Below are 14496 nucleotides of genomic sequence, written 5' to 3'. Positions count from 1 at the left end.
ATCAATTAATGATACTATGGGCCACATTCAGCGCTCACATAAATTATTACGGTTCATGTATTCCAAAGCACTTAAAATAGCCACGCGTGAAAGTCCTTTAGCCATATGGCAAGCAGAATATGTTCGTAAAGCCCTTCTTAAATATTGGCCCAAACTTAGCATTGAACTTGCCCCAATGAAAACGACCGGGGATAAATTTCTCAAAGACAATCTAATCACCCTAGGTGGGAAGGGTCTGTTTGTCAAAGAACTCGAACAGGCGCTGCTGAACCGTCGTGCCGATCTGGCGGTTCATTCTATGAAAGATGTGCCAACCGAATTTCCCAAAGGCTTAATCTTGGGGGCAATATGCAAACGCCATAACCCTTTTGATGCATTACTAAGCATCAACTACAACCGTCTCCAAGAGCTCCCTCCTGAGGCTGTCATTGGAACTGTCAGCCTAAGAAGACAAACCCAATTGCTTGCCTTACGTCCGGACTTAAAGATGAAACTCTTAAGAGGAAATATCCTGACGCGAATTAACAAACTGAAAGCAGGCGAATACGATGCGATCGTCTTAGCAGTTTCTGGCTTAGAGCGCCTTCACGAAGAACAGCACATAAAAGAAACCTTTTCGGCAGATGCCATGTTGCCTGCCTGTGGCCAGGGCGCCTTGGGAATTGAATGTCGTGAAGAGGATGAATCTATTCGCGAATTGATAGCCCCCCTCAATGACGCTCTAACCGAACATTGTGTCAAAGCAGAAAGAACCGTTAATGCGTTGTTAGGAGGCAACTGTCGTTCACCGCTAGCGGTGTATTGCGAGCCGAGACAAGACGAAACCATACACATCCAGGCGAGGCTTCTTCATGTTGATGGACAATCCGGTATTGCAGGCGCGTTAGTGGGCAAACTCAGCGAGTCACAACCTCTTGCCGTGCGTTTAGCTGAAGAACTGAAGCAAAAAGGCGCTGGCAAGTTAATTCACGATGCCATACGAACATGAGCGACTTGACTCCGATTCGAGTTTTAAACACTAGACCCAAGGGACAAAATGCTGAGCTAAGTCAGCTCATCCAATCCGTAGGTTGCCAAAGCATTGAATTACCAGCAATTACAATCACACCTCTAAACCAATGGTTAAGTAAACTTCCCTCACTCTCTTCTATTGATTACAGTATTTTTATTAGTACAAACGCTGTAAATCTTTTTTTTGACCGTTTAGACCAACATCATATGACCTGGCCTTCAGCGATTCAAGTCGTTGCGATTGGTCACGCCACAGCCAAAGCGTTGCATAAAAGAGGCGTTAAGGTGATCGCCGTGCCTAACCCAGAAAATAGCGAAGGTTTACTAAAATTACCGCAGATATTAAACGTCAACGATAAACACATCTTACAGGTTAAAGGTGAAGGCGGTCTTGAATTAATTCAGAATACTCTGAAAGCGCGTGGGGCGAATGTAACACCAATAGAGGTTTATCAACGAGCGCTGCCGAGTTATTCCCAATCCAAAATCAATTCACTCTGGCATGAGGATGCCGTGGATATTATACTATTTACCAGTCAAGAAACCGTGCAAAATTTATTTGCTATATTTGGCAACCAAGGTCAATCCTGGCTAAGAGAAAAGCCTTGCTTGGTGATCAGTGAGCGCATAGCCGTCACGGCTAAAGCACTTGGCATGAAAACGATTGTAACTTGCTCTTATGCAACATTAGGCAAGACCTTACTGAATGTTTGTGAGTCAAAAAACTTAAAAAAATGATCTCTTCTGCCGATAGAACGTTAAGAGCTGTTTATAATAAAGGATTAAGTCATGGGTACAAGCGAAAAAACAAACACGACCGAAAGTGCAACTGCTAAGTCAATGAATAAATCAGATCAATCCGCGTCTTCACGCAACTACCCCATAGCCCAGAGGCCTACATTTATCGCTTTTATCCTGGTCATTGCCTTAATTGCTATGGCGTTTGCTTTATTTGCAACCTACACCAACATTCGGCTGCAACGACAGATGGCTACTACCACCGATCAAATGACCACGGAACTTAGTTCCATCAGCGAAACGCATTCCTCCGTGCAACAAAAAATTGATAACACCATAGAGTCCTTTACCGAATCAAGCGACCAATTAGCCGCCAAATTAAATGCACTGGATAAACATATGCAATCGGCGCTTAAGCAGCAGCTGTATCACTCCGATGACTGGATTATGTTAAACGCTCGTTATTACTTGCAGCTTGCTCAAATCAATGCCCACTGGAGCAATAATTCTCAAACGACACTCGCTCTTTTACAACAAGCGGATGAATTACTGGCCACTATCCATGACCCGCGCTTATTTGAAGTTCGTCAAGCGATAGCACAAGAAATAAACCAAATTAAAACGCTTCAGACGGTGGATTATACTGGCCTTCTCAGCAAACTCGAGGCTCTGCAAGAGGCGGTTTCCGCTCTTCCCGTTAAAAAAACCGTCACCCCAGATCTAGAACACGGTGAGAAGCCATCTGAACATAAAACTCCAGAAGCCTGGCGAGAGCGACTCAAAAACAGCGTGAACTTACTTGAGCGATTGGTGGTCATTCGTCGGCATGATGAAGAAATTCAGCCTTTGTTATCTCAGCAACAAGAATCGTTATTACGAGCAAGTATCCGCTTAAATCTGCAAGAAGCACAATGGGCCGTTTTGCAAAACAATGAAATCGTTTATAAGATGGCATTAAATCAAACCGCTGAGACTATTAAGCGCTATTTTGCCGCTGACAGTGCCGTCGCTAAAGGTGTGTTAAAGCAACTTCAAGCGCTTAATAAGAAAGATATCACTGTATCAAAGCTGGATTTAAAGCGTTCGTTAACCTTACTTAATCAGTTGATTCAAGCCAAGAACTCGAAATCCGTTGAGGCCCCTAAAACAGGAGATCGCTCCTAATGATTCGTATGTTATTCATATTATTAGTCCTCTTAGCCTCGGTTTTACTAGGAATTTTTTTACAAAAAGATCCTGGGTATGTGCTCATTTCTTTCCACAAATGGACCATTGAAACCACCCTATGGGTGGCCATCATCGGGTTTATTTTTGTTTTTTTTGCGCTTCATTTTTTTACCTCTTTCTTAAGCTGGGTGCTGGGACTACCCAGCGCCTGGAAGCGGTGGCTAGCGAAACGACGGATCAAAAAAGCCCGCGCTAAGACTCGACAAGGTCTGATCGAATTCAGTGAGGGCCATTGGCAGAACGCCAAGAATCACTTAATTAAGGCCTTACCGGGTACCGATACGCCGTTATTAAATTATTTAACCGCTGCTCGTGCAGCTCAGGAGCTTGAGGACTATGAGTTACGCGATAATTACTTACGCGAAGCCCAACAGTCGATGCCTGAAGCAAAGATTGCTGTAGAACTAACGCAAGCACAATTACAGCTCGCCAATCAGCAATGGGAACAGGCCCTAGCAACCTTAAAACATTTGCAAGATTTAGCACCGAATCATACTTACGTTTTAAAATTATTGATGAAGTTATATGAACAAGTGCGCGATTGGCCGCAACTCATTGCCTTGCTCCCAGAACTAAGACGCCATCAGGTGGTAACAGGTGATGACTATTTACGACTGCAGCAACACGCGTATTTGGAAGCATTGCGGGATTTTATCAAACATAAACATTCTGAAGCCGTTGATGAGTTCTTTATCACTCGTCCAAAAGCGTTGGCGTACAATCCTGAAATTATTGCAGTGTACAGTCGATATCTTCTTGAACAACAACGCGATTCGGAAGCAGAAACGTTCTTGCGTCGAACTTTAGTGAAGCAATTTAATGAAGAGCTGATTACTCTCTATGGCAAAACCAAGGGAGCAAAATTAAAATTCGCTGAAGAGAGGCTGAAAGAACACCCTCATTCTCCAGCGTTATTATTATGTTTAGGCCGCTTAAGTAAAGCTAAAAACCTATGGGGTAAGGCTCGCAGTTATTTTGAAAACAGCATCCAATTAAGTCCTTCTCCTGAGGCGTATTTAGAACTGGGTACCTTATTAGAGTATTTAAACGATCGTGAAAAAGCGTCAGAAGCGTTTCATCAAGGGCTTTTATTACGGACAAGTAATAAGGATCTTCAGCATCACGCTTCATGATGGGTAGATGTAACTGCTCTCCCCCGCCGACTTCCCGCGGCGAATCCAGCAATGTAGAAAGATTATTGGATGCTGCGCAAGCCGCGGGTAGTTGGGCGAAGTGAGGTGAGGTGAGGTGAGGTGAGGTGAGGTGAGGTGAGGTGAGGTGAGCAGTTACGGGTGGATTATAAATAAAGCTTACACCGATCCTCACAATGCAATTGAGTTTGTTCTACCTGTATCGTGATATGATGAATATTAAAATCATGTAAAAGTGTTTTAGCCAACCGCTCTCTTCTTACATCACTTAAAGAAGCCTCGGGCATCCATAAATGCACGGATAACGCATTTTCGCGAGTACTCATTGCCCAAACATGTAAATCATGAACGCCTTGAACCCCTTCAAGACCTTCTAAATAGTACCGAACCTTTGAAATCGAGATTCCACGAGGAACACCATCGATCATTAAGCGAAAACTATCCCGAAATAATGACCATGTTCCTTGCAGTATGATCAAGGCGATTAATAAACCAACCAGGGGATCCAGCCACAACCATCCAGTTATATATAAAAGTCCGGCCGAAAGTACCACACCTACAGAGATTAACGCATCATACATAAGATGTAGAAACGCCCCACGAATGTTAAGATCATTTCCGCCTTTAAAAAACAATGCGGCCGTGGCGGCATTAACAATAACCCCAATGCTCGCCACCACCATAACACTTATCGCATGAACTTCAGAAGGTGCGAAGAATTTATAAATGGCCTCATACGCAATAATACCACACGTAAAAATAAGCACGCCCCCATTGGCAAACGCTGCCAATATGGTTGTTTTTTTCATACCATACGTTGAGCGTTCGGTGGGCTTTTTCTGTAGCATTGAATTAGCAACCCAAGCGACCACAAGACTTAATACGTCTCCTAAATTATGAATCGCATCAGCCAAGAGACTGGTGGAGTTACTTAAGATTGCAAAGAGTACTTGAAATACAACAAAAATACCGTTGGCTAAAATTGCAATGATAAATGCTCGATTAAATTCGGGCATTTGATGAGCATGGGCATGGGCATCTTCATGCTGATGAAAAACCGTCATTCATTGTCCTGTGGGTCATCATTTCGGTAGTAGTTTACACCAATTTTAATGCGACAACGATCATTTTGTTTTCGCCAAGCGTTCGTATCTCGTAATGAATAGACACAACCGCAATATTCTTGTTTGTAAAATTCTTCGCGTTTCGCAATTTCATACATACGCGCGGCCCCACCATTTTTGCGCCAATTGTAAGTCCAGTAAATTAGATTTGGATAACGTTCTGCTGCGCGAACACCAGAGGTATTGATTTGATTCATATCCTTCCAACGTGAAATTCCAAGCGAACTTGAAATAACTGGGAAATCATGCTCATAAGCATATAACGCGGTTCGCTCAAATCGCATGTCAAAACAAGCGGTGCATCGTTTTCCTCGCTCCGGTTCCCACTCCAGTCCTTTTACCCGTTGAAACCAATTGTCTTTGTCATAATCTGCATCAATAAAGGGAATATTGTGCTTTTCAGCAAAAGTGATATTTTCTTGTTTTCGGATTTCATATTCTTGTAGAGGATGAATATTCGGATTATAGAAAAATATTGAAAAATTAATTTCTGAGCACAGCAACGCTTCCATTACTTCGCCCGAACATGGAGCACAGCATGAATGCAACAGCAATCTTGCTGCCCCGTTTGGTAATTCTAACCTTTCTCGTGTAACCATAGGATGTTATTCCTCTTTAGATAATGCGATAAAATGCTTTCGATAATAAACCAACTCTTCAATAGAGTCCTTAATATCATCTAACGCTAAGTGTTTGGATTGCTTTTTGACGCCACTTAAGAGCTTCGGATTCCATCGCGCCGCCAACTCTTTTAACGTGCTCACATCAAGATTGCGATAATGAAAAAAGTCCGCCAACTTAGGCATATAACGCACTAGAAATCGACGATCTTGGCAAATGCTGTTCCCACACATGGGAGACTGCCCTTTGTCAAGGTATTGGCTAAGAAACTGAATCGTTTTTTCTTCCGCCTCTGCTTCAGAGATCTTACTTTCTTTAACCCTCGTGACTAACCCGGATTGATTGTGTTGCCGGGTATTCCACTCATCCATAGCATTTAATAACGCTTCAGGCTGATGAACCGCAAACACAGGACCTTCGGCTAAAATATTAAGTTGCGCGTCTGTGACGATTGTTGCGATTTCTATTATGCGATCGGTTTCAGGATTTAAACCCGTCATTTCGAGATCAATCCAGATAAGATTCTGACTATGTTTCATCTTCTTTCCTACTCATTAACCCGTTTTTCTTTGACGGATTGTAACCGATTTATACGTTGCTTGTGCAACTCGTTTTTAATCGCCTCACCTTTTAGTCCTTCCTCTACCAAGGGTTTAGCGGAAACCGATTGGCAGATCTTGAGCGCTTTTTGCCATAAGGCGATTTCCGTATATTCATTACCCTCCCCATTTTTTCCTAAAGAGTCTGCCTGAGATGCAAGTAGCATTTTTTGAAATAACTCGGGGCGTCTGAACGCATCGGCTTTCTCAAGGATTGAAACCACCGTACTGGCTTTTAAGGTATGATAACGATGAATATTTAAATGATAACGACAAACCATGAGTGCCAACTTACGGTACTCATTGGGAATTCGCAATCGTTCACATAATGACTGTATAACATCCAACCCCAAGTGCTCATGTCGATGGTGTGACGGCCAATCGCTCATCGGGGTTTTCGCTTTGCCTAAATCATGCACTAACGCTGCAAATCGAACAAGTTCATCCTCAGATAACCGGCACGCTGCTTGCAGCACCTGAAGCGTATGAACACCACTATCGATTTCTGGGTGGTGGCGAGGGGGATTTGGCACGCCATAGAGCGCGTCTAATTCCGGTAAAATAATCTTTAATGCCCCACAAGAACGTAGTGTTTGAATGAAAATTTCTGGAGTTGGTTCAGATAGACTCCGTTGCCATTCTTGCCAAACCCGCTCGGGAACTAAATGATTCAACTCGCCGTCTTTGACCATCTGATACATCAATTGCCGAGTCTCATTGGCCACTTTAAACCCTAACTTGCTAAACCGCGCTGCAAATCGCGCTACGCGCAATACGCGAACTGGATCTTCAACAAACGCAGCCGATACATGGCGCAATAGTCCAGCCTGTAAATCTTGTGCGCCGTAGTAAGGATCATACAACGTGCCCTGTTCATCCATAGCCATCGCATTAATCGTGAGATCACGGCGTGCTAAATCTTCTTCAAGCGTCACATTTGGATTGTAATCACAGGTAAACCCATAATACCCTCTTCCTTTCTTACGCTCTGTTCTAGCCAATGCATACTCATCTCCTGTCGATGGATGAAGAAACACTGGGAAATCTTTCCCAACTTGCTGAAACCCTTGGGCTAACAGTTCTTCCGGGGTTGCACCAACCACCACCCAATCTTTTTCCTTTACGGGTCTGCCAAGGAGCGTATCTCGCACAGCTCCACCCACTAAATAGACTTTCATTTGGTGCAATTACCCCTCATACTTAAAAAAGATTACTTTCAATCATAGTCCATAATAAATCATGAGCAAACGTCGAATCAGCAAACAACAATCCTCTCGAATAAAAGAAAAACAATTATCGTTTCAAAAGCCCCTCACCTCAGAAGTAGGCACCACTAACGGCATAGTTATAACACGCTTTGGATCACACGCTCTAATCGAAGATGAATCACGACATCGTCATCACTGCTCCATTCGACCATCACTAGATGCTTTGGTCGCTGGTGATCGCGTCGTGTGGTTGCCACAAGGAGACGGACAGGGAGTCGTAGTCAGTCGTTATCCAAGAACCTCCGTTTTGGGGCGTCATGATAAACGGAGTTTAATTAAACCAGTCGCCGCCAATATCACTCAGGTTATGATCGTAGCCGCTCCCAAGCCAGAGCTATCTTGGCCATTGCTGGATAGCTACCTCGTGATGACTGAATCACTCGGCCTTAATGCGTGTATTGTATTAAATAAAATCGATTTACCTTGTTCTGTATTAAAAGAGCGTTTACAGAAACAGTATCTTACCTTAGGCTATCCTATTCTATTTGCTAGTGAACATTTTGCCAATCATCAAGCTGATCTTAAGCAACAATTAAATGATCAAGTGAGTGTTTTCGTAGGTCAATCTGGGGTAGGCAAATCTTCTCTCATTACCAGCGTTTTGCCGTTTGAATCCAGCATTCAAACGGGTCATATTTCGGAGCTATCCAATTTAGGAAGACACACCACGAGTCATTCGACATTATACCATTTGCCAAGTGGTGGGGCGCTCATTGACTCGCCAGGCGTTCGCGAGTTTGGGTTATGGCATATGTCTCGTGCTGAAATCGCCGCGGGTTATCGCGAGTTTAAACCCTATTTATCACAATGCAAATTTCGCGATTGTGATCATCATAAAACGCCAGGTTGCGCGATTAGAAAAGCGGTTCAAGAAAATAAAATATCTGAGGATCGTTTAAATAATTATGTTAAAATATGTGCACAGTTTGTTAAATAAATAATATTTTATGTGCTCATCGTGTGAATCTCGTAATTGATATTGTGAAGACTAGCACGGCTTCAATCTGAAGTTTTTTGGCCTCTACTATTTATTGTTCTAGGGTTTGATATATCATGCGTAATTACTTTTCCGTGAGTCAAATGACTGCGGGGTTCATTGGAATGATGGTTGGATTTACGAGTTCAATCGCTCTTATATTTCAAGCCGCTCGTATGACTGGGGCGAATGAGGCAGAAATCAGTTCATGGCTTTTGGCCCTAGGAGTTAGCATTGCCATAACCTGTATCGGCCTATCTTTACGATACCGCACACCGATTCTCGTAGGCTGGTCAACGCCAGGCGCTGCGTTGTTAATCGGCAGTTTAAGTGGAATCTCTTTATCTGAAGCGATTGGCGCGTTTATTTTTTCCGCAGGCCTAACCATATTAGCGGGAGTCACAGGAATTTTTGAGCGAGTCATGGCACATATCCCTCGCTCTCTGGCCTCAGCCATGCTGGCCGGCATTTTAATCAGCTTCGGAATGAATATTTTTTCAGCCATGCAAGAGCAGTTTTTAGTGGTGTTTAGTATGTTCCTAACCTATCTAGTCGGAAAGCGCTTTATGCCACGATTTGTTATCTTAGCCGTTTTGTTTGTAGGATTACTAGTAGCCAAGCTAACTGGCATTTTGCATCTTAACCAAGTACATTTAACCATCTCAAAACCTATTTTTACAGTGCCCGTGTTTACATTTTCGTCATTAGTTAGCATCGGATTGCCTTTATTTTTAGTGACAATGACCTCACAAAACTTACCTGGCACTGCGATATTGAAAGCGAATGGATATGAACCTCCAATTTCGCCCATTATTAGCTGGATTGGCTTGGTAAGTTTGGTTTTTGCGCCTTTTGGGTGTTTTTCAATCAATTTAGCCGCTATAACCGCCGCGATATGTGCCAGTAGCCAAGCTGATCTGGATCCAAGCAAACGTTATAAAGCGACAATATTTGCTGGTTTATGTTGGATTGTATTTGGGGTGTTTGGGGCAACCGTGGTTGCTTTAGTAGCCGCATTCCCACAGCAAGTCATTATCGCCCTTGCTGGACTCGCTTTGCTGAGCACCATTGGCAATAATCTTAAATCAGCTCTAGAAGAGGAAGCACATCGCGAACCTGCGCTGATCACTATTCTTGTTTCTGCCTCAGGGATTTCTTTTTTACGAATTGGTTCAGCCTTTTGGGGCCTAGTAGCAGGCATAGTGGCTTTATTAGTATTTAGCTGGAATCAAAATTTAACGCTAAGATTTGTTCACAGGCGCTTGATAAAACAAAGCCTTTAGAACGCTTATAGAGTAAACGAGGGGGCCTCGCTGGTAGAAGACAATGTCACTGGTACCAAACGTCTCGAAGTCAGATTATACCAATATTGCTGCAAGTGTTGGGTTAATGGGACTCGAAGCCTGAATAAGGTGTTTTCTACATGCGGCAACAAATCCGTTACCGACTCGACGGTTTCTGGCAAAAATTTAAATCCGTTTGAAATAACCCTCTCCCAATCCTTTTTGACAACCGCACGTTGATGATGAAACCCTAATCTTGCTCTAGTACATTTAGAGCCTTCCTGAGACAATCTTTTTGCAATTAAATCATTTAAGGTCAACAATACATCGTCTTCGCCCAGATTGATGGGATTATTTTCAAGCCAGCTTTTTATTAAACCAATGGCCTGCGCATCCAACCCTCTTAAGCAAAAAAGATTAAAATACAGTTCTCTCACGACCGGATGCTTTTGAGAAATCATAGCTTTAATAACGGCATCCTGCATCGTTAAATTGTTCGGCATCAGTATTGGGAAGATAGTTAGCATCACTTTTAAATCTAGCCAGAAACTATTTATAAACAACTCTTCCGTCATAATGGTTTTTAACCATCTTCGTGTATCGGTATGGAGTGAATCTACTTCATTGGTTAAGGCTTCATTAACCATTTTGATCAATTCAATATAGGTTTCATGAGCGGATTTAAAATGTTCGCTCATAAAAAAAGGATCTAAAAGATTAAATAGCTTTAATCCTATGCCTGGAACATCATTGCGATAATCAAAACCAGTTATTCTATGGGTTCTTTCGAGAAATCTATGGCTGAGCAGTGATATATATATTTTTTGAAGTTGGCTAATGAGTTTCTCACCACCATTTTTACTGATCAGCCTCTTTTGTGAGGCTAGCCGAATTTCATCTATAGAAACCGATGGACTCGCTTCGATATCTTTTCTAAATTTCATCCATGGGAAATAATCCACCACTAATTGCAAAAACCAGCGACAACTCAAAGCCACACATTCATCTTTATGAACTTGGTCTAATATCACTCCAAATGTCTTCTTTTGACCATGATAAATAATCGTATGGTTATCTAATCGAGTCCTTTCTCGACTTGGTAAGGCCTCATAAAAAACCTGAAATTCATCAAAGGCTTGTTCTGCTGCGGTCAATTGTATCGGGCTATAATTTTGTGCATAGAGTAACCCAATCGGATATAGGCTGCGATTAACAAGGTTCCAAATCGCTAATACGGTAGAGATTGCAAGCGGGTCAATGGCGTCTTGTTCATACGTTTTTAGATATCGCCTGTATTTTGAATTCAGTTTTAATCGCTCTTTCTCAATTTTACTTAAAGGGCGTGGTGGAGGGCCAAACACAACGCTTGGAACATAAAAGGTACCTTGTGTCTCGAGCTGTCGTTTACAATAAGGAAGATAAATTAATTCCTGACCATCCTCAGAAAGCAACGTATCATCCAGGCTAAAGTTTACGGTGCTTTGTTTTCCAATGGGGTCAAACGTTGTCTTTAGAGTCGGCATCAGTAATAAATAATAATCCTTGGGCACAAGGTCTGCGCCACTTAAACACTGGGCAAGCTTTTTCCAAGGGTCATCCGCACCTGTGTTAGTATAATCTAGTTTAGTACCCATAATGCTAGGCCACCGCTTTCCATATAATGCGATGATTGCCTTAATAATTGCTTTATTAAGGGACTGGGAAGATTGAAGTTCTCTCATGATCCAAGCCAGATCATCTTCATATTCACTGTGCGATTCTATTAAGCGCTGTATGTGTACACTCAAATCATCGACCGTAAATCCAGGACCAAGATGTAATGATTCGTAAAAAGGCCTCATTGTAGGGATATTCAAAATAAAGGAAGCATCGAACTGGGCGACCCATTTAGCAACGCCCAGCATTTTGGGAAGTAATGTTGAGAAGTCTTGTACAAGACAATCCAGGAGTATATTGATTAAGAAAGAGCCTCCTTCTACTTCAATTCCTTGTCCATAAAAAGCATTGACATCATCGACTGGGTATTCTTCCAAGGTATTATTTAAAGCGAGTACTCTTGTGCGAAATTCGCTTCGACTGCGTGAGCTAGTGTCAAAAAAATATTGCAACAGCTCGTAGAGTTCCACAACCGCCATTCGCGGAGGTTTACCTTTTGCCTCCCATTTTTCAAACGCTGAGCGCTCTAGATAGGCCCAAAATGTCGTGTATTCATAACCACGATAATGAATACTAACACTGCGCTCTGGTTTAGGTCGTAATCTACTGAGTTCTTTAATTGATAACGGATAAGTCTTGGAAAGTTTGTTTTGTCGATAGGTTGAGAGTGGCAATCCGTGTGAAGTGCGTGATAAAAGACCACTTACTTGGCATAAAGTTAATTCGTCCTCTGCTAAATAAAAACTTTGAAGGTCTTTGCTTTCATGCAAAAAATTCAGTGTATTGGGATCCTTTTTATTAGTGACCTCTGGAAATAATATTTGTAAATACGTACGGTTCGGGAGATCTTCCAAATCTTGCGCGTATGCAACCCATAATTGATTGGCAGTAGAGTTCGACAGCGTATAATCATCTGGGGTATCTTTTATCATTTTACGACGTCGAGCAAATAACTTGATCACATAATCTTCAATAGCTTGATCTTGTTCTGGGGATAACTCTACTTGTTCTGATCTAGTGTTAGTCTCTAAGGTTTCAAGAAACGTATTAATAGTTTCAAGTAAGTCTCTATCCTCTTTGGTCTTGTCCGAGACTAAAGAGAGATCATGTGAAAATTTATGAAGACGACTTAACTGCATACCATACAACACAATACATTCAACACTATGTAACCATTAATTTTAATTCAATCTGCCTAATCTTGCGATATAATTTTATAGAATTGTAAATAATTTTCTTAGTACGAGTCAAAATGACATTAATGGTTGTTATTTCGCTCGGTGCGAAATGTGAGCTTGAGAGGCACAAACTGCTACCTTAGCTTTCGGATTTATGTTATATACCCAATCAACTTCAAAATGCGTGATTTATGCTGTTTCTTTTTCTCCCTGCCGCATGTTAAAAAACTCGCAAGCGAATGAGCCATTACTCGCTTTTTAAAATGCGACAGGACAAATAATAAAGGCACCTAAAAACACGTATTTTTGAACGATCACGGGTATATAAATCCAAGAGGAGGCAAAAGCTTTGCCTTAGTTAGGGGGAATAAATGACGCTATCTGCGCTATCTGATGAACTGCTGTTGAAAATTGGCGCTTATTTAAAAAATGAATCAGACATCATCAATCTAGAGAATACTTCACGGCGCCTGCACTCTCTTTTCAAACCTTTACGCTTATTAGAGACATTCTTAAAACGTGTTTCATATGGCGAACAAGATAAAGCAGAGCAATTATTTACAGAAGTCTTTCAAGGGCAAAACGAAAAGATACAACAAGTCTTATGCTATCAAGGGAAATTCACCGATCGTTCTTCTCGAACATTCACTTGTTCCGCTTATGAATATGCCTATTGGGCTAAAGACACCCACATGTGCCGTATGTTAGAACGTCACATGGATGATGAAACGAAAGGAACAATGCTAGCCCGTATCGATGCGATAAAAGCTTACGGACTTTCTTATTTCCAAAACGGCGAGCGACACCAAAGTGTGCATTTTGAATTTACAGAACTTAGAACGGCATTTGAAGAATATATTCAGATTCATGAAGAGGGGCCTCCTGCTGGCAATGTGTATTTTGATGATCGAGATCGAGTAGTTGATGAAATTCGTAGCCGTTTGCAGCCGGTTTTGGAAAAGATACTTAAGGCGCAGCTTAATGTGCCCGCCCATGTGGCTCATGAATTTTGTTGGCGAGATCGCCCATTTTCCCCGTGCCCTTCATTTAAAGAGCCGAGGTTACCGCGTACTTTAACCGTTTATCATTATAGAACACAAAGAGAGAGCTCATGGTTTTCTCCAGTTCGCTTCGATACTCCAGGTTTAGCCGAGATGAGCAGTTTAGTATTATTACGCGGCCGCGAGAATGTTTGCATGCGGGCACCATTTTTCCCCGATTCGCGTTATTTTCGACACGATTTAGATGTACTTCTTCGCCTCAATGAAGTGAGGACAGGTGAACTCCAACAATTGCGAGAGCATTTAATTTCGGCAGCTAAGCCGAGTGCAATGATTCCTTCGTACGTTTAAACTCGAGCGACAAGTCTCAATAGGAAGATACTGTTTCAATTTTGTAGGCTTGAAAAACGCTTGGTCGGTACATGAACTAAACACTCATGTGCGCAAAAAACTTTAGAGGCCTTGCCGAGTCGATTTTTTATAAAAATTACGGTCGCTTGTTTTCGCGCGCAATGTATTTTAAGTCAAAAAAAAAGCCAGCAGTGAATGACAAAGCTGGCTTTAGGGATAAAACCCTGGCGATGACCTACTTTCACATGGGGAGACCCCACACTATCATCGGCGTACGTCTGTTTCACTTCTGAGTTCGGGATGGGATCAGGT

General features: G+C 42.2%; 12 protein-coding genes and 1 rRNA gene. 7 read left to right on the top strand and 6 right to left on the bottom strand.

What is annotated here, in order from left to right; all coding sequences use genetic code 11:
* Nucleotides 1–55 precede the first annotated feature (55 nt).
* The 4 genes from hemC to E1O47_RS08590 are packed head-to-tail and all read left to right on the top strand — an operon-like array spanning nucleotide 56 to nucleotide 4109.
* Nucleotides 56–988: a hydroxymethylbilane synthase gene (gene hemC, locus E1O47_RS08605; protein WP_133130890.1), complete on the top strand. Its 933-nt coding sequence runs from the start codon at nucleotides 56–58 to the stop codon at nucleotides 986–988.
* Nucleotides 985–1749: a uroporphyrinogen-III synthase gene (locus E1O47_RS08600; protein ID WP_133130851.1), complete on the top strand. Its 765-nt coding sequence runs from the start codon at nucleotides 985–987 to the stop codon at nucleotides 1747–1749. The genes hemC and E1O47_RS08600 overlap by 4 nt, the downstream gene beginning before the upstream one ends.
* Nucleotides 1750–1800: 51 nt before the next feature.
* A complete protein-coding gene (locus E1O47_RS08595; protein WP_133130850.1) occupies nucleotides 1801–2913 on the top strand; it encodes a uroporphyrinogen-III C-methyltransferase in 1113 nt (370 codons plus the stop codon).
* Complete coding sequence (locus E1O47_RS08590; RefSeq protein WP_133130849.1) at nucleotides 2913–4109, top strand: heme biosynthesis HemY N-terminal domain-containing protein; 1197 nt, start codon at nucleotides 2913–2915, stop codon at nucleotides 4107–4109. Before E1O47_RS08595 ends, E1O47_RS08590 begins: the two co-directional genes overlap by 1 nt.
* A gap of 164 nt (nucleotides 4110–4273) precedes the next feature.
* Here the strand turns inward: E1O47_RS08590 and E1O47_RS08585 are convergent, their stop codons facing one another.
* The 4 genes from E1O47_RS08585 to E1O47_RS08570 are packed head-to-tail and all read right to left on the bottom strand — an operon-like array spanning nucleotide 4274 to nucleotide 7649.
* On the bottom strand, nucleotides 4274–5191 hold the full coding sequence (locus tag E1O47_RS08585) for a cation diffusion facilitator family transporter (protein WP_133130848.1): 918 nt from the start codon (nucleotides 5189–5191) through the stop codon (nucleotides 4274–4276).
* Nucleotides 5188–5850, bottom strand: coding sequence for an epoxyqueuosine reductase QueH (locus E1O47_RS08580; protein WP_133130847.1), 663 nt, complete (start codon nucleotides 5848–5850; stop codon nucleotides 5188–5190). Before E1O47_RS08580 ends, E1O47_RS08585 begins: the two co-directional genes overlap by 4 nt.
* 6 nt (nucleotides 5851–5856) lie before the next feature.
* Nucleotides 5857–6411, bottom strand: coding sequence for an oligoribonuclease (gene orn, locus E1O47_RS08575; protein ID WP_133130846.1), 555 nt, complete (start codon nucleotides 6409–6411; stop codon nucleotides 5857–5859).
* Nucleotides 6412–6419: 8 nt separating this feature from the next.
* On the bottom strand, nucleotides 6420–7649 hold the full coding sequence (locus E1O47_RS08570) for a multifunctional CCA addition/repair protein (RefSeq protein ID WP_133130845.1): 1230 nt from the start codon (nucleotides 7647–7649) through the stop codon (nucleotides 6420–6422).
* A gap of 61 nt (nucleotides 7650–7710) precedes the next feature.
* Here E1O47_RS08570 and rsgA point away from each other — a divergent pair, with 61 nt between their 5' ends.
* A complete protein-coding gene (gene rsgA, locus E1O47_RS08565; RefSeq protein WP_133130844.1) occupies nucleotides 7711–8676 on the top strand; it encodes a small ribosomal subunit biogenesis GTPase RsgA in 966 nt (321 codons plus the stop codon).
* 116 nt (nucleotides 8677–8792) lie between these two features.
* Entirely contained in the window at nucleotides 8793–9998 is a 1206-nt protein-coding gene (locus E1O47_RS08560) for a benzoate/H(+) symporter BenE family transporter (RefSeq protein WP_133130843.1), read from the top strand.
* Between the two features lie 5 nt (nucleotides 9999–10003).
* On the opposite strand, the gene E1O47_RS08555 is transcribed toward E1O47_RS08560, so the two are convergent.
* Nucleotides 10004–12793 carry a hypothetical protein gene (locus E1O47_RS08555; RefSeq protein WP_133130842.1) on the bottom strand — a complete coding sequence of 930 codons (2790 nt, stop codon included), beginning with the start codon at nucleotides 12791–12793 and terminating at the stop codon, nucleotides 10004–10006.
* A 410-nt stretch (nucleotides 12794–13203) separates the two neighbouring features.
* Between E1O47_RS08555 and E1O47_RS08550 the strand changes: the two genes are divergently transcribed.
* A complete protein-coding gene (locus E1O47_RS08550; RefSeq protein ID WP_133130841.1) occupies nucleotides 13204–14184 on the top strand; it encodes a hypothetical protein in 981 nt (326 codons plus the stop codon).
* 222 nt (nucleotides 14185–14406) lie between these two features.
* Here the strand turns inward: E1O47_RS08550 and rrf are convergent.
* Nucleotides 14407–14496: ribosomal RNA gene (gene rrf / locus E1O47_RS08545) — 5S ribosomal RNA — on the bottom strand; the annotation flags it as partial.

It is taken from the genome of Legionella yabuuchiae, assembly GCF_900640115.1.
Taxonomy (GTDB): Bacteria; Pseudomonadota; Gammaproteobacteria; order Legionellales; family Legionellaceae; genus Legionella_A; species Legionella_A yabuuchiae.
The sequence above is the reverse complement of the archived record's forward strand: the minus strand, read 5'-3'. Positions and strand labels throughout refer to the sequence as shown.

What these genes read in the sequence shown, in the direction of transcription:
- hemC (WP_133130890.1), top strand. Translation starts at nt 56, where the DNA reads ATGTATTCCAAAGCACTTAAAATAGCCACGCGTGAAAGTCCTTTAGCC.
- E1O47_RS08600 (WP_133130851.1), top strand. Translation starts at nt 985, where the DNA reads ATGAGCGACTTGACTCCGATTCGAGTTTTAAACACTAGACCCAAGGGA.
- E1O47_RS08595 (WP_133130850.1), top strand. Translation starts at nt 1,801, where the DNA reads ATGGGTACAAGCGAAAAAACAAACACGACCGAAAGTGCAACTGCTAAG.
- E1O47_RS08590 (WP_133130849.1), top strand. Translation starts at nt 2,913, where the DNA reads ATGATTCGTATGTTATTCATATTATTAGTCCTCTTAGCCTCGGTTTTA.
- E1O47_RS08585 (WP_133130848.1), bottom strand. Translation starts at nt 5,191, where the DNA reads ATGACGGTTTTTCATCAGCATGAAGATGCCCATGCCCATGCTCATCAA.
- E1O47_RS08580 (WP_133130847.1), bottom strand. Translation starts at nt 5,850, where the DNA reads ATGGTTACACGAGAAAGGTTAGAATTACCAAACGGGGCAGCAAGATTG.
- orn (WP_133130846.1), bottom strand. Translation starts at nt 6,411, where the DNA reads ATGAAACATAGTCAGAATCTTATCTGGATTGATCTCGAAATGACGGGT.
- E1O47_RS08570 (WP_133130845.1), bottom strand. Translation starts at nt 7,649, where the DNA reads ATGAAAGTCTATTTAGTGGGTGGAGCTGTGCGAGATACGCTCCTTGGC.
- rsgA (WP_133130844.1), top strand. Translation starts at nt 7,711, where the DNA reads ATGAGCAAACGTCGAATCAGCAAACAACAATCCTCTCGAATAAAAGAA.
- E1O47_RS08560 (WP_133130843.1), top strand. Translation starts at nt 8,793, where the DNA reads ATGCGTAATTACTTTTCCGTGAGTCAAATGACTGCGGGGTTCATTGGA.
- E1O47_RS08555 (WP_133130842.1), bottom strand. Translation starts at nt 12,793, where the DNA reads ATGCAGTTAAGTCGTCTTCATAAATTTTCACATGATCTCTCTTTAGTC.
- E1O47_RS08550 (WP_133130841.1), top strand. Translation starts at nt 13,204, where the DNA reads ATGACGCTATCTGCGCTATCTGATGAACTGCTGTTGAAAATTGGCGCT.